Source organism: Microbacterium sp. NPDC080005, assembly GCF_040702445.1.
Lineage (GTDB): Bacteria > Actinomycetota > Actinomycetes > Actinomycetales > Microbacteriaceae > Microbacterium > Microbacterium oleivorans_D.
This window is the reverse complement of record NZ_JBFBLD010000001.1, coordinates 271,919-287,971: the sequence shown is the minus strand read 5'-3', so window position 1 is coordinate 287,971 and position 16,053 is coordinate 271,919. Positions and strand designations below refer to the sequence as shown.

The window sequence follows — 16,053 nt, the reverse complement described above, 5'->3', positions numbered from 1 at the left end:
CGGTCCTCACGCCGACGGCAGGACCACCCAGACGCGGGCACCACCCAGGGGCGAATCGTCGATGCCGAGGCGGCCGCCGTGCGACTCGACGATGCGGCGGCACGTGGCCAGGCCGATGCCGAAGCCGGGGGCGTCGGCGTTGGACCCGCGCTCCAGAGGCTCGAGCACGAGTTCGCGCTCCGCGGGCGGGACGCCGGGACCGTTGTCGTCGACCACGATCCGCACGCCGGCGGTGACGGCCGCGACCGAGACGATGACCTTCGGCAGGCGACCGCCGATCCCGGCGAACTTGACGGCGTTCCCGACGAGGTTCTGCAGCAGCACTCCGATCAGGGTCGGGTCGGCGTTGACGGGGACGGATGCCTCGACCGTCACCTCGGCCCCGTTGTCCTCGCCGGCGCTGCGCAGGTCCTCCATGGTCGAAGCGACGAGGGGGGCGACGTCGACCGAGGATCGCCGGATGGGCGCGCCGCCGACGCGCGCATAGTCGAGCAGTCGCGCGATCATCCCCGACATGCGATCCGCGACGGACTCCGCCCGCGCCAGGGCCCGCGACGCCGCCGGCACGCCCGCGACCTCGGGGACGTCCGCGGCCAGCTCGATGTAGCCGGTCAGTGCCGTGAGCGGGTTCCGCAGGTCGTGGGCGACCTGGGCGGCGAAGTTCTCGAGCTGCTCGTTGGACTCGCCGAGCTCCCGTGTGATGCGTCGCAGCTCCAGCACGTCCACGATCTGTCGCGCGATGAGGGCGAGGGCGTCGCTCTCGTCATCGGGGAGCTCGCGTGGCACCTCGTCGAAGATGCAGATGGTCCCGATCGGCACTCCCGTCGGCGTGATCAGCGGGCTCGAGGCGTAGAACTTGACGTTCGCGATCTCACCGGTGACGAAGGGGTTGCCGGCGAAACGCTCGTCGAGGCTCGCGTCGGTGACGACGGTGTGCCCCGGCTTGCGGAACACGACCGCGCACATCGAGTCCTCACGGCTGCAGACCGCCGGCTCGATGCCGACCGCGGCGATCTGATGCTGGAAGCGATCGTCGATCAGATTGATGACGGCGGTGGGGACGTCGCACACGGTCGCGGCCAACTGGACCAGTCCCTGCAGGTCGGCTTCCGGAGCTTCGCCGAGGACGCCGTACCCCTCGATGATCGCTCGCCGAATGACGTCATCCGCCGTCTTCACGCGTTCCTCCCCCATGATCTATGGATCACCCTAATCACCCGAGGGAGACGAGGGCCGTCCGATCGTCACGGAGCGGATCGGATGCCGCGGCGACGACCTCCCCGTCGCCGTCGATGTGCGCGTCCACGACGAGCCGGCGCAGGGCGAGGTTGGCGCCGTAGTAGCTGAGGAAGGCGCAGTCCGCGGCATCCCTCCCTGTGGCGATGCGCACCAGTCCGCGACGGTTGGAGAGCCGCGTCGCATCGACGACGAGCCAGCGCCCGTCTATCCAGGCCTCAGCCACGGCGTGGAAGTCCATCGGGACGAGCCCGGGCGCGTAGCAGGCGACGTACCGTGCGGGGACGTCCATCGCCCGCAGGAGCGCGATGACCAGGTGCGCATAGTCGCGGCACACGCCCTGACCGGTCGCGAGGGTCGTGACGGCGGAGTCGGTCCCCAGCGAGAGCCCCGGTGAGTAGGTGACGGTCTCGGCGACGAACGCCTCGACGGCCGCGAGGAGATCGGTCCCCCGAAGTCCGCCGAACTGTCGGCGGGCCTGCCCGAAGACGGAGTCCGAGGGGGCGTAGCGACTGGGCCGGAGGTAGACGGCGGTGTCGAGATCGGAGGCCGGTGCCGGGTTCAGCGGACCGTCGACGCGGGCGTCGTAGCGCACCTGCACCGGCCCTGCCGCGACCCGGAGGCGGTGCAGGCGCGTGCCGGCGGCATCCGTCACGGTCGTGGGGTGCAGTTCCTCGCCCTCCCGCAGGAGCTGCAGCCGCTCGTGCGCGAGGGGGGTGCCGGCGGCCACGGCGACGGAGAGGATGAGCTCGAGCTCCCCCTCGAGTTCGAGGTCGAGTTCCGCCCGGACGACACGCTGCACCGGGCAATCCTCGCACGCGGAAGATCGGAGTCGGCGAGTCCCGGGATCATCGCTTACCCTCTTCGCATGACCTCTGAACGACGTGGGAGGACCTGGGGGCTCGGGGTTCTCGCCGCGGGAGTGGCGGCCATCGTCGCGCTCGCCGCCTGGCAGCCGTGGCGAACTGCGCCCACGGTGGATGCCGCGACCTCGACCTCCGGCGTCGCCGCCATCGAACCGCTCTCGGTGTCCACCGACGCGAACGTGCTCGTGTTCGGCGACTCATGGACGTACGGCTCGGCAGCGACGGTGCCCACCGACGGCTACGCCTACCAGCTGGGTCGTCTGACGGGCTGGAACGTCACCGTGGACGGCGTGCGCGGCTCGGGCTATATGAAACCCGGCTTCGACGGTCCCGACTTCCGCACTCGCGCGACGTGGCTCGACCCCCGCGCCGATTACGACCTCATCATCATCCAGGGCTCCATCAACGACCGACTCCAGGGCGAACGCGGCTACCGCGAGGAGGTCGAGGCGACCTGGGACGTCTTCGCCGGGCTGTACCCGCACGCCCAGATCGTCATCTTCGGTCCGACCCCGCACCAGTTCCCGGTCGAAGAGGGCACCGCACGGATCGATCGCGATCTGCAGAAGGCGGCAGCCGACCGGCACTGGTGGTACATCTCTCCTCTGCAGGAGCAGTGGGTCACGCCGGCCAACTACCTCGACGTGATCGATGTCGACGCCGGCAAGCGTCATCCGTCCGATCAGGGGCACGCCTACCTCGCCGAGAGGCTTCAGCAGGCTCTCCTCGAACGCAGCGCGATCACCGACGCCGGCGCCGTGACGGAGGACGAGTCGGCTCCCGCCGGTCGCTGACCCTCACGCCTTCAGCGCGTCGCCGATCGGCACGTCGCCGTTGTTGAACGAGATCGTCCGTCCGATGGTTCCCGGCTCCGCCAGGGCCGCGGCGATGACCGCGGCGACGTCCGCTCGTGTCACCGACGTGCCTGTGTCCGCCGCCGCGTCGATGCGGCCGGTCGGCTCGTCGAGTGTGAGCGCGGACGGCGCGAGGATCGTCCAGTCGAGGTCCGCGTCGCGCAGGTGGGCGTCGGCCGCGGCCTTGGCCTCGGCGTACGCGAAGAAGCCGTCCGACGGGTCCACTCCGTGATCGGGGCCCGCGCCGAAGTACGACACCATGATGTAGCGCCGCGCCTCGGCCGCGACGGCCGCGTCGATCGAGCGGATCGCGGCATCCCGGTCGACGGCGTACGTGCGCTCGGGGGAACCCCCACCCGCGCCGGCTGACCACACGACCGCGTCGCTGTCGGCGAGCAGCTCGGTCAGCTCATCCAGGTCGGATGCCGCGACGTCGGCGACGACGGCGCTGGCACCCGTGCGGGCGACATCCTGCTCATGGTCGGGGTTGCGGATCACGGAGACGACGTCGTGCCCGGCTTCGACGAGGAGGGGCGCGAGAAGCAGCGCGACCTTCCCGTGTCCGCCGATGATCGTGATGCGTGCCATGGGGGCTCCTCTCTACCGCCTCGACGCTACGGGCGACAGTCCCCCGGGTGCCGCCCCTTGCGCTTGTACGCTCGACATGGAAGGGGCCCGCGCGGCCCCGGACGCATCGACGAGGGGGATTCGGACGTGACCGACACGACGCCTGCCGGGTGGTATCCGGCTCCGCACGCCGGCAATGAGCTCCGCTACTGGGACGGCTCGACGTGGCACGCCGCTCCCCCGTTCCTGCCGGCCGACGCGGGCGGAGCGGCTCCCACGCCGCCGCAGCCTGCGGGCGTTCCGCCGCACGGTGCTCTGCCGCCGTACGGCGCCGCGCCGCCGTACGGCGCGGTCCCGCCGCACGGTGTGCCGCCGGCGCCGTACGGCGCACCGCCGCCGGGTTATCCGCCCTATGGGGGCGCGATGCCCCCGGGGCCGCCCCAGGGAATCGCGGTCGCGGCGCTCGTGCTGGGGATCGCCGCCTTCCTCTCGGCGTGGATCCCCTTCCTCGGACTCGTCATCGCCCTCGTGGGTGCGGTCTTCGGTGTGCTCGCTCTCGTGCGGCGTCAGCGGAAGGGGCTCGCGGTGACGGGCCTGGTCCTGTCTGGGCTCGGGCTCGCTTGGGCTCTGATCGTCACAATCTCCATCTCCTCGATCATCTGGGCGCCGACGCGGTCCTACGACGACACGGATGTCGGCGCCGCACCGGCGCCCGAGGCGTCGCCCTCCCCCGGCCAGGGCTTCGATTCCTTCGCCCCGGACACCGGGCCCGGATCGCTGGAGGACCCGCTGCCTCTGCCGTACGTGGCCGGCTCCTCGTCGGGAGACGACTACCGCGCCGAGGTCCGCCTGATCGACGAGGATGCGACCGACGAGGTCCTGGCGTGGAACGAGTACAACGGGCTCACGATGCAGGGGATGCGGTACGTCCTGGTCGAGATGACCGTGACGGGTCTCGACCCCGAGGGCACGGAGGCCGCCTACGCCTCGTACGACCTGTCGCTGGCCACACCGGACGGCAAGATCTACCCGAGCACGTTCGTCGTGGCACCGGACGATTCGACGCTGCTGAGCGACGCCGGCACGGTCGACGAAGGTGAGACCGTGGAGGGACTCGTGGCCTACCTCGTCCCCGAGGACGCCACCGACCTGCTGCTGTCGGATTACGCGGACTTCTACGCGTTCTGACCGGGGAGCGGGATGATGCGTCCCGCATCCCACGGCTCGTCCCACCCGAGTCGGGTGAACAGACCCGCGAGGATCATCGCGGTGAAGCCCCACACGAGGCGTTCCCCTCGCGGCGTCGGGATGAGGAACGCCGGTCCGCGGAACTCCCCCCGCTCGCTGCGCACCACGGTGGTTCCGCGATGGAGGGGATCGAGAAGGTCGGCGACGGGCGCCCGGAACACGTCCGCCGACTCCGCCTCGTCGACGACCCGTACGGGTGAGGGACGCCGCCACCAGGCGATCACCGGTGTCACGAGATGGCGTGAGAACTCGAGAGGGATGGGCTCCAGCGTCCCGAGCACGTCGACGCCGTCGACATCCAACCCCGTCTCCTCCCACGCCTCGCGCAGGGATGCCGCCACGGCATCCGCATCCCCCGGATCGACACGTCCGCCGGGGAAGGCGACCTGGCCCGGGTGGGCGCGCAGCGTCTCGGCCCGCGACAGGAGGAGGACGTCGAGATCACGCGAGACGGCGCGGTCCGCGGCGTCGCGATCGGCGGGCGCATCGTCGAGGACGCCGAACAGGATCAAGACGGCCGCGGCACGGGCACCCGGCACCTCGGGTATCGAGCGCAGGACCTCGAAACCCGGCTGCGCGGCTCCGCTCGCCACCGAATGCACGAGGTGCACGAGCTGCTCCCGCGCGGTGTGGGCGGGAGGAGGCGTGGTCACGAGTTCAGGCTAGGTCACGGGGCCGACGTGGGCGCGACCGCCGCCGCACCGGTGATAGTCTCGATCGGTACGCCTCCGTAGCTCAGGGGATAGAGCGTTGGTTTCCGGTACCAGAAGTCGGGGGTTCGAATCCCTCCGGGGGCACACGGAAGCGAAGGGGACTCGGCATCACGCCGGGTCCCCTTCGTCGTTCCCGCGATCGTCAGTCGCTGTCGGGGGCCTCGTCCGGATCGACGGGGTGCCCGAAGGGCGGGACTCCGCCCGCGACCGCGCCATCGTGCGTGGGAAGCTCCACGTCCGGTCCCTCGTACGCGTTCTCGTCGGCATTGCGGTCGTCGCCGGACATGTCACCCTCCGTCGGTCGGTGTCGTCTGTGGACCAGACGCTAATGCCCGGCGCCCGCGGACGCCCGGGGTTGACAGCGCGACGCGTCAGTCCGAGACGAGTTTGAGTCCGACGATGCACGCCACCAGGCCGAGGATGAGCAGGATCTTCACGAGCGAGACCGATTCCGCCCCGGTGACCATCGCCCAGATGACGGTGAGGGATGCCCCGATGCCGACCCACACCGCGTAGCCGGTGCCCGTGGGGATCTCGCGCAGCGCGAAGGCGAGGCCGCCCATGCTGGCGACGAGGGCGACGCCGAACGTGACCGTCGGCCAGAGCTTAGTGAAGCCCTCCGAGCGGCCGAGTGCGGTGGCCCACACGGCCTCGAGCATCCCGGCGACGATGAGAACGATCCACGACAGCATCACTGACCTCCTGGCCAGTCTTGTCGCTCACCGGGTACTGAACCCTCGTCCGGGGGCCCGGGTGAGGCCCGCCGCGAGTCTATCGGGGCTGCCTGTGCAGACCCGGTTCGCCAGACTGCACCCGCGCGACGAGGATGCGGCGTGCAGACGCAGTTTCAAGACGCACGTGCAGTCTCGGCGTCGGGGGGGCGGGCCAGATCATTCCGGAGGATGACCTCGGCCAGCCTTGCGGTGGACGCGACCGAACGGGTCGATTCGTAGCGTCGGAGTATGGCTACCGCGACCCTCTCCACCCCGTCGTCCTCTGCAACACGCGTGGGCAGCACGACCTCTGCGGCGGTGCTGTCCGTGCTCGGCACGATCGCCGCGATCGGTATCGCCGCCGTCGGTCTGCTCGTCGTCCCCGTCGCCCTCCTGGTGGCCTTCGGACCGTCGCTGCTCGCGATGTTCTGAGGTCGGCCCCGAGGACGCCCGCACGAAGAAGCTGCCGTCACGCGGAGGACGGACATCCTCGCGTGACGGCAGACCTGGCGTCGTACGGACTCAGCCGCCCGACGGGTTCTCGATGGGGGTGCCGTCCTCGTCCGTCGTGACGGGCGGGTTCTCGTCGGGCGATCCGCCGGACGCGGTGTCGGCGTCAGCGCCCTCGTCCGGGACACCCTGGGTGTTGTGCTCGTCCGAGCCGTTCGTGTCGCTCATCGCGGTCCTTCCGGTCGCTGTCGGTCACGTGCCCGCGACGCTACGTCGCGGCATCCGCGGCACGGAGGGCCTTGACAGACCCCCGCGCGGGTGAGGTCAAAGGTCGACGGTGTCGTTGCGACCCTCATACGGCTTTCCCGTGATCTTCGACTTCACGAGGCTCACGACCGAGGCGACGACACCTCCGGGGCTGCTCCAGTACTCCCCCGACAGCGCGTCGATCTTCAGCAGCGTGACGTTCGGGTCCTCGGGTCCATCGGGGAACCACGCCTCGACCGAGGGCGACCAGTACTCGCGCAGTCGCTCGATGTCGTCGACCACCTCGGCGGTGCCCGCGATGGACACCCAGGCGTCGTTCGTGCTCAGCGCGACCCCGACCTGCGGGCGGGTCGCGACGTGAGCCACGACCGAGGAGTTCCGGCCGACGATGAACCACAGGTCGCCGTCGAATTCACGATCCTGCACCGTCAACGGCCGCGCCGTGTGAGCACCCTCCTCGTTCATCGTGGTGACCATCGCGAAGCGGAACTTCGGAAGCAGGTCGATCAGTGTCGCGTGCGGATCCTTCTCGTCGGCCATGAGGCCCTCCTTCGTCTCTCCGTCAGGCTCGCACCGCCCCGACGGACGGACGGAGGGCTTGACACCTTCGACCGGATGAGCGACACGGATGCCGCGACGGCGGCTCATGTGCGATGCTCGGCGCATGTCGACGCGATCGCAGCGCACGTCCATCGCCGTCCTCGGCGCCCTCGCCGTGACGACCTACGCCGTCGTCATGGTGCTCCAGATCTCCGTCTGGAACCCGCTCGCCGCGGCGCCCGGGCTCAGCCTCGGCGAGATCCACGACGTGGCGCTGTCCCGCGGAGAGGTCGTCTTCACCCCCACCCCGTGGGTGTTCGCGTGCATCGGCGTCGGCCTCGCGCTCATCGTCCTCGTCCCGGCGTTCCTCCTCCGCACCGCATCCACCCGCGTCGCCGTGGCCGCGTACCTCGCGATCATCGCCGGTGGCGCGCCGGCCTACTTCGCGGCATCCTTCGGGCCCGGCATGGCCCTCGCCGACGCGTTCGCGGTCTCCGGCGGCGATCACGCCGCAGGCGGATCCGCCCTCATGGCGGCGAGCGGCGTCGCCGCGACAGTCCTGGTCGTCTGGGGTGTCGCGCACGCGACGTCGGCGCGCGCCACGGCATCCGCCGTCGGCGCCTGAGAGCCCGGATCAGGGCGCGGGGACGAGGAAGATCGCGTCCAGGAGCCCCGGGTTGTGCGCGTGGACCAGCACGCCGAACACCACCGCATCGAACAGCAGGTGGACGGTGACGACGTAGGCGAGCGACTTCGTCCGCAGGAAGATGACGGCCTGCAGGAGGGCGAACGGGATCGTCAGCACAGGACCCCAGGCCCGGTACCCCAGCTCCCACAGGAACGACACGAACACGATCGCCTGCAGCCCGTTCGCCGTGGCATCCGCGAAGTGCCGTCGCAGCAGCGCGAAGCACGTGCAGATGAAGAACAGCTCGTCCCAGATGCCGACCGCCCCCACGCCGACGAACAGGCGGGCGATGAGATCCGGGGTGTCGACGACGGGCCAGTTCCCGTACACGCCCGAGGTGATGAAGTAGAACGGCAGGATCAGCCAGCCGAGTACGAGGACGGCGACCAGCCAGGCCCACTGCCACAGCGTCCACCGCCCGCCGCCGCGCCAGGGGAACCGGATCGCGTGATCGCGGTAGACGAAGCGCGAGACCAGGTAGGGGACGAGCACGGCACCGCCGAGTGCGAGCGTGAACCGGATCATGGCCGCGTCGTCGAGCTCCGCCTTGAGCGGGATGACGCTGACGATCAGCATCCCGATCGCGATGAGCGAGAGGTCGCGCGTGAGCGACGGGGTCGATGCCGCCGCGTCCGTCCGCTCCAGCAGGGCAGCACCTACCAGCCCGGCCGCCAGCAGGATCCACCCGAGCCACGGCGTCAGCAGCACGAAGAACGCCGGCGCCGCGAGACAGACGAGCAACGCCGGAATGAGGCGCACACCGACGAGCGGACGTGCTCCTGCGTCGGCGCGCACCATCACGGCGTCCGGGGCCGGCGGCGGTACGTCAGGTCGCGGATGTCGCGCCCCTTGGCGATGCCCTTGCGCTCGAACGCGGTCATGATGCGGCCCTCGAACCGCTGCGCCCACTCCCCGTCGAACGCGGCCTCGAAGTCCGCCGCCCCGCCCAGGACCTCGCGCATCTGCAGCGCGTAGTCCTCCCAGTCGGTGGCGAGCCGCAGCACGCCGCCGTCACGCAGCGCGCGAGCGGCGAGCGCCGGAAAGCCATTCGCGATGAGCCGACGCTTGTTGTGCTTGGTCTTGTGCCACGGGTCGGGGAAGAAGATCCAGACCTCGTCGACGGATGCCTCGGGCAGCAGATGCTCGAGGACCTCAGGCGCGTTCGCCTCGACCAGCCGGAGGTTTCGAACCCCCTCGCGGTCCGCGTCGAGCATCGTCCGCGCGAGTCCCGCACGGAACACCTCGACGGCGATGAAGTCGGTCTCGAGCGCCTCCGATGCGGCATGCACGATCGCGTGCCCCTGACCCGACCCGATCTCGACCACCAGGGGCGCGCGGCGACCGAACTCGGCGGCGGGGTCGATCGTGGAACCGGGGCGGATGCTGGTGGCCGCGGCATCCCGCTGCACCTCCAGCAGGTATGTGCCCGAGAGCTCGTCCCAGGCGCGCTCCTGCGCGTCGCTCATCCGCCCACTCCGGCGGACGAACGACACGGGCTTGTCGCGGAAGCGCGGCGCGGCCTCGGGGGCGTCGGGGTCGGGCATGCGACCAGGGTATCCCGCGGTGTCGGGCGCCTCCGCGGGCCGGCCCTTGCGTCGCCCGCTCACGCCGTCACGAAATCGATGAGCTCTTCGACCCGGCCGAGGAGGGCAGGGTCCAGGTCGCGGTAGGTCCTGACCGACCCGAGGATCCGCTGCCAGTTCTCGGCGATGTCGATCTGGTCGCCCGCCGGCCATCCGAGGGCGCGGCTCACGCCCTTCTTCCACTCGATCCCCCGGGGCACATCCGGCCAGGCGGCGATGCCGAGGGCGCGCGGCAGGACGCACTGCCAGACGTCGACGTGCGGATGCCCGACGATCTTGAGGAACCGGCCGTGCGGGCCGCGCATGATCTGCTCGGCGATCCGGGTCTCCTTCGAGCCGGGCACGAGGTGGTCCACGAGCACCCCGTATCGGCGCTCCGCGCTCGGGGGTTCGTCGCGGAGCAGGTCCTCGAGCAGATCGATGCCCCGCAGGTACTCGACCACGACGCCCTCGATCCGGAGGTCGTCGCCCCAGACCTTCTCGACGAGCTCGGCGTCGTGGCGCCCCTCCACGAGGATGCGCGATGCACGGGCGACACGGGCACGTGCCTGCGGGTCGGCGAAGGACCCGGAGGCCGTGCGCGTCCGGCCGGCGGGCGCTGCGGCGCGCGGCGGGACGAGCTGGACGGGCCTCCCGTCGACGAGGAAGCCGCCGCCGAGCGGGAACAGCCGAACGCGGCCGTGCCGGTCCTCCAGTTCGACGTGTCCCGCCGTGACGCCCGTGACAGCACCGACGAAGTCGTCGAGCGCGACCTCCACCACGAGTCCGCGCTCGGCGGGCACCGTGGTGACGGTGGGCCGCCCCTTGTCGCGCCATCCCGTGGCCAGAACGTCGCTTCCGTACCGGTCGTCCATCGGCACCTCCCGAACCGGGAAGCCTAGATGAGGAACACAGAGGGAACGCACAGGCGCACCGGCCGGATGCCGGTACCGAGACATACGGGTCGCGGCATAGACTCGCGACAGGCGGTTCCGACCGCACTCGAGCAACTCCCCCGGAGGTCTGGACGATGCGATCCCGCCTGACGTCCGTCGTGGCGGTGTCGCTCGCGATCCTCCTCGGTGCCGGCGCGGCCGCACCTGCCTCGGCGACCGAGCCGGTCACTCTCGGCGCGAGCCGTGTGCTGGACGAGTCCGACGTCCTCACCGACGCGCAGGAATCGCGACTCGACGCGCGCCTCACGAAGCTGCAGGACGACACCGGCCTCGGTCTCTGGGTGGTCTACGTCGACGACTTCACCGATCCGACGAGCGCCGAGGACTGGGCGAACGCGGCGGCGGACCGGAACAACCTGGGCCCCAGTCAGTACCTGCTCGCGATCGCGACCGAGGGTCGCGCGTACTACCTCTCGGCGGACTCCAGCGGCCCGATCGCCGAGGACGCGATCACCCGCATCGAACAGGAGCGCGTGCTCCCCGCCCTGAGCGACGGAGACTGCGAGGGCGCCGGGATCGCCGCCGCCGACGGTCTGGAGCAAGGGCGCTCCGCGGGCGGGGGCGGCGGAGTCGTCTGGGTCGTCATCCTCGTCGTGGCCGCCCTCGCGGGTCTCGTCGTCTGGGCGCTCGTGCGGCGCCGCCGGAGCGCGTCGGGCACGGCGTCCGGCACGAAGCAGGTCCCCCTCGAGGAGCTCGAGCGCGAGGCCGGCGCTGCCCTCGTCCACACCGACGACGAGATCTCGGCGAGCACGCAGGAGCTGGGCTTCGCGAAGGCGGAGTTCGGGGATGCCGCCACGGTCGAGTTCGAGCAGGCGATCACCACCGCCCGCGCCTCGCTCCAGCAGGCGTTCTCCCTGCAGCAGAAGATGGATGACGAGACGCCGGAATCGCCCGAGGAGCGCCGCTCCGGCTATCAGCAGATCCTCGAGCTCTGCCGCGCGGCCGCCGCCTCTCTGGCAGAGAAGGCCGAGGCCTTCGACGCGCTGCGCGACCTGGCCAAGAACGCGCCCGAGGCCCTGGTCCGCGTCCAGCAGCGCCGCGCCGAGGTCGGTGCTCGGATCGCGGAGTCGGATGCGCTCTTCGCGCGGCTTCGCGCCGCCTACCGCGCGGAGGCCCTGGACGCCGTCGCCGACAACCCCGACCAGGCGCGGGACCGACTCACCTTCGCCGACGCCCGGCTCGCCGAGGCGCAGCGCGACGTGGCATCGGGTGACGGCGCCGGGGCGGCCGTCGGCATCCGTGCGGCGGAGCAGGCGGTGGCGCAGGCGACCCAGCTGCAGGACGCCCTCACGACGCTCGCATCGGACCTCGAGACGGCCGAGCGCGAGGGCGCGGCCCTCGTGACCGAGCTCGAGGCCGACCTCGCGGCCGCGGCGGCGACACCCGATCCCGAGTCGCGTCTCGCGCCCGTCATCGCCGCCACCCGGCAGAACCTCGACGCGGCTCGCAAGGACCTGACCGGCGACGTCCGAGACCCGCTCTCGGCCCTCACGCTCCTCGAGCGCGCGAACTCCGCCATCGACGGCGCTCTCGGCGACGTCCGGGACGCGCAGCAGCGCGCCGATCGCGCCCGCGCCGTCCTCGCGCAGACGCTCCTCCAGGCCCGCACGCAGGTGGCGAGCGCCGAGGACTTCATCCGATCGCGACGGGGTGCGGTGGGCGCCACCGCCCGCACGCGGCTCGCCGAGGCCGGCGCCACTCTCGTTCAGGCCACGCAGGCCCAGGAGAACGACCCCGAGCGAGCACTGGCGATGGCCCAGCACGCGTCCGCCCTCGCCGGGGAGGCCATCCGCCTCGCGCAGAACGACGTCGGCTCGTTCGCCGGCGGCGGAAACGGTGGCGGCGGAGGCGATTTCGGCGGCATGCTGGGCGGCATCATCATCGGCTCCCTCCTCGGCGGCGGCGGATCGCGTCGTCCGTCCGGCGGCTTCGGCGGCTTCGGCGGCTCGTCACGCCGCAGCGGCGGACGCAGCGGCGGGTCGATCGGACGCAGCAGCGGCGGCTCACGATCCCGCAGAGGAGGCGGTCGCTTCTGATCTTCCGACGACGCAGGCCCACGACCCCCACATCGATCTCGACCTCACGACCTCCCGCTAGGAAAGGAAACACGATGGCAAAGCAGTCCATCTTCGGCCGCATCTCGACTCTGGTGAAGGCGAACATCAACGCCCTCCTCGACTCCGCCGAGGACCCGCAGAAGATGCTCGACCAGCTCGTCCGGGACTACACCAACAACATCGCCGATGCCGAGACCGCGATCGCCGAGACCATCGGCAACCTGCGCCTGCTCGAGCGCGACCACGATGAGGACGTGAAGGCCGCGGCCGAGTGGGGCAACAAGGCCATCGCCGCCAGCCGCAAGGCCGACGAGCTGCGCAGCGCCGGGAACACGACGGACGCCGACAAGTTCGACAACCTCGCGAAGATCGCGCTCCAGCGCCAGATCAGCGAGGAGAACGAGGCCCGTGCCATCGCCCCCTCGATCGCCGCGCAGACCGAGGTCGTCGAGAAGCTCAAGGACGGCCTCAACGGCATGAAGCAGAAGCTCGACCAGCTGCGGTCGAAGCGTTCGGAGCTCCTCGCGCGAGCGAAGACCGCCGAGGCGCAGAACAAGGTGCACGACGCCGTCAAGTCGATCGACGTTCTCGACCCGACGAGCGAGCTCGGCCGCTTCGAGGACAAGGTCCGCCGCCAGGAGGCCCTCGCCGCCGGCAAGGCCGAGATCGCGGCCTCGTCCATCGACGCGCAGTTCAATCAGCTCGAGGACATCGGTGAGCTCACCGAGGTCGAGGCGCGGCTGGCCGCGCTGAAGACCGGCGGCAACGCCGGCGCGATCGAGCAGTAAGTCCATTCGCACGGACGGCGCCGGGCCCGCGGGTCCGGCGCCGTCCTGCTCCCGGAGGTGTCCATGACCCGTTTCGTCGTCGCCCCGCAGTGGCAGGGCTCGCCGTCGGCACGCGCGATGCGCCTGATCGACGGCGCCGAGGCGATCGCCGACGACCTTCCCCGCTCCGCGCTGACGCGCATCGACGTGCCCACCGAGGCGGGCGAATCCCTCGGCACCGGCATCCGTCGCTTCAGCACACTGACCCGGGTTCGGGACGCGATCGCCGAGGTGCTCGCCGGATCCGAGGAACCCGCCGTCATCGTGGGCGGCGACTGCGCGATCGCCGTGCCCGGTATCGCGGCGGCCGCCGCCCGGCATCCCTCCCTCGCGGTCGTCTGGTTCGACGCTCACGGCGATCTGCACACCCCGGAGTCCTCCCCCTCGGGTGCCCTCGCCGGGATGGCACTGCGCGCCGCCGTCGCACCGGGACCGTTCACCGACGCCCCGACCGCGACCGACGCCCGCACGGTGCTCGTGGGCGCCCGCGCCCTCGACGACGCCGAAGCCGACCTGCTCGACTCCTCATCCCTCACGATGCTCGCCCCCGACGCCCTCGCCGACCCCGCGGCCCTCACGGACGCCGTCGCGGCGACAGGGGCCGACGCGGTCTACGTCCACATCGACCTGGACGTGCTGGACCCCGCCACCGTGACGGGTGTGCTCGAGCCCGTGCCGTTCGGCGCCCAGCCCGCGGAGGTCGTCGCTGCGATCGGACGCCTCCGGGAGCGGATGCCGCTGGTCGGGGCCTCGCTCTCGGGTTTCGCCCCGGCGAGCCGGGATGCGGCGGTCGAGGACCTCGGCACGATCCTGCGTCTGCTGGGAGCCCTCGCGTGACCCCGGTGCCGCCGGCGGGATGGGAGGAACGCGCTGCCCGCGCCGTCGAACGCGGGCGCCGGTGGGATCGCTGGATCCCCGGCATCCTCCTCGACTCCCCGCTCAGCCGTCTCGGCTACCTCGGCGGCACGGCGTTCGGGTTCGTGTGGGGGACGCTCTGGTCCACCGGTCGGATCGAACGGCGCGCGGGACTCTGGGTCTTCCGGGGGATGCCGGAGGCGACCTTCGGGCGCGGCGGTGTCTGCGTCGGAGGCTGCTTCCTGACGGGCGTGGGAGCCATCGACGACCGGCTGCTCGCGCACGAGGCGGTCCACCGCGAGCAGTGGCGGCGATACGGCATCCTCATGCCGCTGCTCTACCTGTTCGCCGGTAGCGACCCCCTCACCAACCGGTTCGAGATCGAGGCAGGGCTCGCCGACGGCCGCTACGTGCCCCGCGGCTGAGGTCCAGCCGCCGAGGGCCCGTCACTCGATGAGCGCGCGGCGCAGGTCGGTGATCTCGTCGTCGCGCAGTCCGTACGCCCGCAGGTAGTCGACGGGGCCGCCGTACCGGAGGCGCAGGTCGTCGAAGACGGCGCGCAGGGCCCGCGCCGGCGAACGGGTCGCGAGGTCCTCCAGGTGCCGCGCGTGCGGGTATCGCCCGCGGAGGTATCGCAGGACGTTCTGGTTGCGCTCGGCGGGCAGGAGGGCCTCCGTGCGGGCGTAGTCGGCGACGACGGCATCCTCGTCGACGCCCGCCGCGGCGAGGATGAGCGCGACCGAGAGTCCCGTGCGATCTTTGCCGACGGTGCAGTGGACGAGCACGGGCTGCTTCGAGAGCACCGCGCGCACCACCTCGACCAGCCGCGACGCCGAGCCGTCGATGAGCGCTCGATACAGATCGTCGAGCGAGAGATCGTCGTCGAAGAACGAGGCCGTGGACCCCGCGAACATCGGCAGGCACACGGTCTCGACGTCGAGACCGTCGAGACGGGACGGTTCGTATCGTCGTTCCTGTTCGTCGCGCAGGTCCACGATGCGTCGGATGCCGAACGCGCCGAGCCGCTCGCGGCCCTCGGTCGTCAGGTGGGCGAGGTGTCCCGATCGGAACAGGACGCCGTCACGCGTGACGCCTCCCTCGGCCGGGAGCCCGCCGACGTCGCGGACGTTGAAGGCCCCGGGGACGTCGTGGACCGTCACGACGTCGGGGGCGCCGGGCGCCCCGGTACCGGGTAGCGCCCCGCGATCGCGATGCGGTTGAAGGCGTTGATCGAGACGAGCAGCCAGCTGAGCGCCACGTACTCCTCCTCGGAGAGGATGCCGCCGACGCGGTCGTACACCTCGTCGGGGACACCGTCCTCGTGGATGAAGACATAGGCCTCGGTCAATTCGAGCGCCGCCCGTTCGCGCTCGCTGAAGACGCCGGAGTCCCGCCAGACGGCGATCTGTGCGATGACGTCCGTCGTGAGTCCCGCCTTGACGGCGCGATCGGCGTGGACACGGACGCAGTAGGCGCACCCGTTGAGCTGAGAGGCGTGGATCAGGGCGATCTCGCGCATCCGGGCGTCGATGCCGGCGTCGGCGGCGAGCTCGCCGACCGTCTTCGCGAACGCCTCCAGGGCGTCGTAGGCCGGCCGGGCCGCTCGGGCCAGGTGCACGCGGTGGGGATCGCTCATGCCGTCACCCTAGCCGCG

Annotated in this window: 21 protein-coding genes, 1 tRNA gene and 1 riboswitch; of the genes, 9 read left to right on the top strand and 13 right to left on the bottom strand. The window is 71.3% G+C overall.

Translation table 11 applies throughout. The annotated features are described in order from the left end of the window. Positions 1–6: 6 nt before the first annotated feature. Both AB0259_RS01355 and AB0259_RS01350 read right to left on the bottom strand, forming a co-directional pair. A complete protein-coding gene (locus AB0259_RS01355; RefSeq protein WP_251579228.1) occupies positions 7–1,194 on the bottom strand; it encodes an ATP-binding protein in 1,188 nt (395 codons plus the stop codon). Positions 1,195–1,213: 19 nt separating this feature from the next. Beyond that, complete coding sequence (locus AB0259_RS01350; protein ID WP_366221098.1) at positions 1,214–2,038, bottom strand: transglutaminase-like domain-containing protein; 825 nt, start codon at positions 2,036–2,038, stop codon at positions 1,214–1,216. A 66-nt stretch (positions 2,039–2,104) separates the two neighbouring features. Here AB0259_RS01350 and AB0259_RS01345 point away from each other — a divergent pair, with 66 nt between their 5' ends. Next, on the top strand, positions 2,105–2,896 hold the full coding sequence (locus AB0259_RS01345; RefSeq protein WP_366221100.1) for an SGNH/GDSL hydrolase family protein: 792 nt from the start codon (positions 2,105–2,107) through the stop codon (positions 2,894–2,896). Positions 2,897–2,899: 3 nt separating this feature from the next. Here AB0259_RS01345 and AB0259_RS01340 read toward each other — a convergent pair whose 3' ends face one another. Then, entirely contained in the window at positions 2,900–3,544 is a 645-nt protein-coding gene (locus AB0259_RS01340; RefSeq protein WP_251579222.1) for an NAD(P)H-binding protein, read from the bottom strand. A gap of 126 nt (positions 3,545–3,670) precedes the next feature. Between AB0259_RS01340 and AB0259_RS01335 the strand changes: the two genes are divergently transcribed. Beyond that, a complete protein-coding gene (locus AB0259_RS01335; protein WP_366221101.1) occupies positions 3,671–4,711 on the top strand; it encodes a DUF2510 domain-containing protein in 1,041 nt (346 codons plus the stop codon). On the opposite strand, the gene AB0259_RS01330 is transcribed toward AB0259_RS01335, so the two are convergent. Further along, the gene (locus AB0259_RS01330) at positions 4,699–5,328 is read right to left on the bottom strand and encodes a CoA pyrophosphatase (RefSeq protein ID WP_366221418.1); all 630 of its coding nucleotides are present in this window, start codon (positions 5,326–5,328) and stop codon (positions 4,699–4,701) included. The genes AB0259_RS01335 and AB0259_RS01330 overlap by 13 nt on opposite strands. 167 nt (positions 5,329–5,495) lie before the next feature. Here AB0259_RS01330 and AB0259_RS01325 point away from each other — a divergent pair. Continuing rightward, positions 5,496–5,568: transfer RNA gene (locus AB0259_RS01325), tRNA-Arg, on the top strand. Positions 5,569–5,626: 58 nt separating this feature from the next. Here the strand turns inward: AB0259_RS01325 and AB0259_RS01320 are convergent. Both AB0259_RS01320 and AB0259_RS01315 read right to left on the bottom strand, forming a co-directional pair. Beyond that, the gene (locus AB0259_RS01320) at positions 5,627–5,770 is read right to left on the bottom strand and encodes a hypothetical protein (RefSeq protein ID WP_366221102.1); all 144 of its coding nucleotides are present in this window, start codon (positions 5,768–5,770) and stop codon (positions 5,627–5,629) included. Between the two features lie 85 nt (positions 5,771–5,855). Continuing rightward, positions 5,856–6,173, bottom strand: a complete 318-nt coding sequence (locus tag AB0259_RS01315) for a multidrug efflux SMR transporter (protein WP_251580406.1) — start codon at positions 6,171–6,173, stop codon at positions 5,856–5,858. 12 nt (positions 6,174–6,185) lie between these two features. Beyond that, positions 6,186–6,249, bottom strand: a riboswitch (guanidine-III (ykkC-III) riboswitch). Between the two features lie 197 nt (positions 6,250–6,446). Between AB0259_RS01315 and AB0259_RS01310 the strand changes: the two genes are divergently transcribed. Continuing rightward, entirely contained in the window at positions 6,447–6,629 is a 183-nt protein-coding gene (locus AB0259_RS01310; protein WP_251579215.1) for a hypothetical protein, read from the top strand. Between the two features lie 90 nt (positions 6,630–6,719). Here the strand turns inward: AB0259_RS01310 and AB0259_RS01305 are convergent, their stop codons facing one another. Together AB0259_RS01305 and AB0259_RS01300 are read right to left on the bottom strand one after the other, a co-directional pair. After that, on the bottom strand, positions 6,720–6,875 hold the full coding sequence (locus AB0259_RS01305) for a hypothetical protein (protein WP_197471560.1): 156 nt from the start codon (positions 6,873–6,875) through the stop codon (positions 6,720–6,722). 96 nt (positions 6,876–6,971) lie between these two features. Next, complete coding sequence (locus AB0259_RS01300; RefSeq protein WP_251580405.1) at positions 6,972–7,454, bottom strand: pyridoxamine 5'-phosphate oxidase family protein; 483 nt, start codon at positions 7,452–7,454, stop codon at positions 6,972–6,974. A 124-nt stretch (positions 7,455–7,578) separates the two neighbouring features. Between AB0259_RS01300 and AB0259_RS01295 the strand changes: the two genes are divergently transcribed. Continuing rightward, on the top strand, positions 7,579–8,079 hold the full coding sequence (locus AB0259_RS01295; RefSeq protein WP_366221103.1) for a hypothetical protein: 501 nt from the start codon (positions 7,579–7,581) through the stop codon (positions 8,077–8,079). A gap of 9 nt (positions 8,080–8,088) precedes the next feature. Here the strand turns inward: AB0259_RS01295 and AB0259_RS01290 are convergent, their stop codons facing one another. Genes AB0259_RS01290 through AB0259_RS01280 form a run of 3 tightly spaced genes read right to left on the bottom strand, consistent with a single transcriptional unit; the run spans position 8,089 to position 10,579 of the window. Continuing rightward, positions 8,089–8,940 carry a CPBP family glutamic-type intramembrane protease gene (locus AB0259_RS01290; RefSeq protein ID WP_366221104.1) on the bottom strand — a complete coding sequence of 284 codons (852 nt, stop codon included), beginning with the start codon at positions 8,938–8,940 and terminating at the stop codon, positions 8,089–8,091. Next, the gene (gene trmB / locus AB0259_RS01285; protein ID WP_366221106.1) at positions 8,940–9,686 is read right to left on the bottom strand and encodes a tRNA (guanosine(46)-N7)-methyltransferase TrmB; all 747 of its coding nucleotides are present in this window, start codon (positions 9,684–9,686) and stop codon (positions 8,940–8,942) included. Before trmB ends, AB0259_RS01290 begins: the two co-directional genes overlap by 1 nt. A gap of 59 nt (positions 9,687–9,745) precedes the next feature. After that, a complete protein-coding gene (locus AB0259_RS01280; protein WP_366221107.1) occupies positions 9,746–10,579 on the bottom strand; it encodes a DUF3097 family protein in 834 nt (277 codons plus the stop codon). A gap of 155 nt (positions 10,580–10,734) precedes the next feature. Here AB0259_RS01280 and AB0259_RS01275 point away from each other — a divergent pair, with 155 nt between their 5' ends. From AB0259_RS01275 to AB0259_RS01260, 4 genes are all read left to right on the top strand, one after another. Next, positions 10,735–12,696, top strand: coding sequence for a TPM domain-containing protein (locus tag AB0259_RS01275; RefSeq protein ID WP_366221108.1), 1,962 nt, complete (start codon positions 10,735–10,737; stop codon positions 12,694–12,696). Between the two features lie 74 nt (positions 12,697–12,770). Then, positions 12,771–13,505, top strand: coding sequence for a PspA/IM30 family protein (locus tag AB0259_RS01270; protein WP_064001454.1), 735 nt, complete (start codon positions 12,771–12,773; stop codon positions 13,503–13,505). Between the two features lie 63 nt (positions 13,506–13,568). After that, positions 13,569–14,381: an arginase family protein gene (locus tag AB0259_RS01265; protein ID WP_366221110.1), complete on the top strand. Its 813-nt coding sequence runs from the start codon at positions 13,569–13,571 to the stop codon at positions 14,379–14,381. After that, positions 14,378–14,824, top strand: a complete 447-nt coding sequence (locus AB0259_RS01260) for a Fe-S oxidoreductase (RefSeq protein WP_366221114.1) — start codon at positions 14,378–14,380, stop codon at positions 14,822–14,824. The genes AB0259_RS01265 and AB0259_RS01260 overlap by 4 nt, the downstream gene beginning before the upstream one ends. A gap of 21 nt (positions 14,825–14,845) precedes the next feature. Here the strand turns inward: AB0259_RS01260 and AB0259_RS01255 are convergent, their stop codons facing one another. Both AB0259_RS01255 and AB0259_RS01250 read right to left on the bottom strand, forming a co-directional pair. Then, on the bottom strand, positions 14,846–15,559 hold the full coding sequence (locus AB0259_RS01255; RefSeq protein ID WP_251579199.1) for a tyrosine-protein phosphatase: 714 nt from the start codon (positions 15,557–15,559) through the stop codon (positions 14,846–14,848). Continuing rightward, the gene (locus tag AB0259_RS01250) at positions 15,556–16,035 is read right to left on the bottom strand and encodes a carboxymuconolactone decarboxylase family protein (protein WP_251579197.1); all 480 of its coding nucleotides are present in this window, start codon (positions 16,033–16,035) and stop codon (positions 15,556–15,558) included. The genes AB0259_RS01255 and AB0259_RS01250 overlap by 4 nt, the downstream gene beginning before the upstream one ends. Between the last annotated feature and the right edge of the window lie 18 nt (positions 16,036–16,053).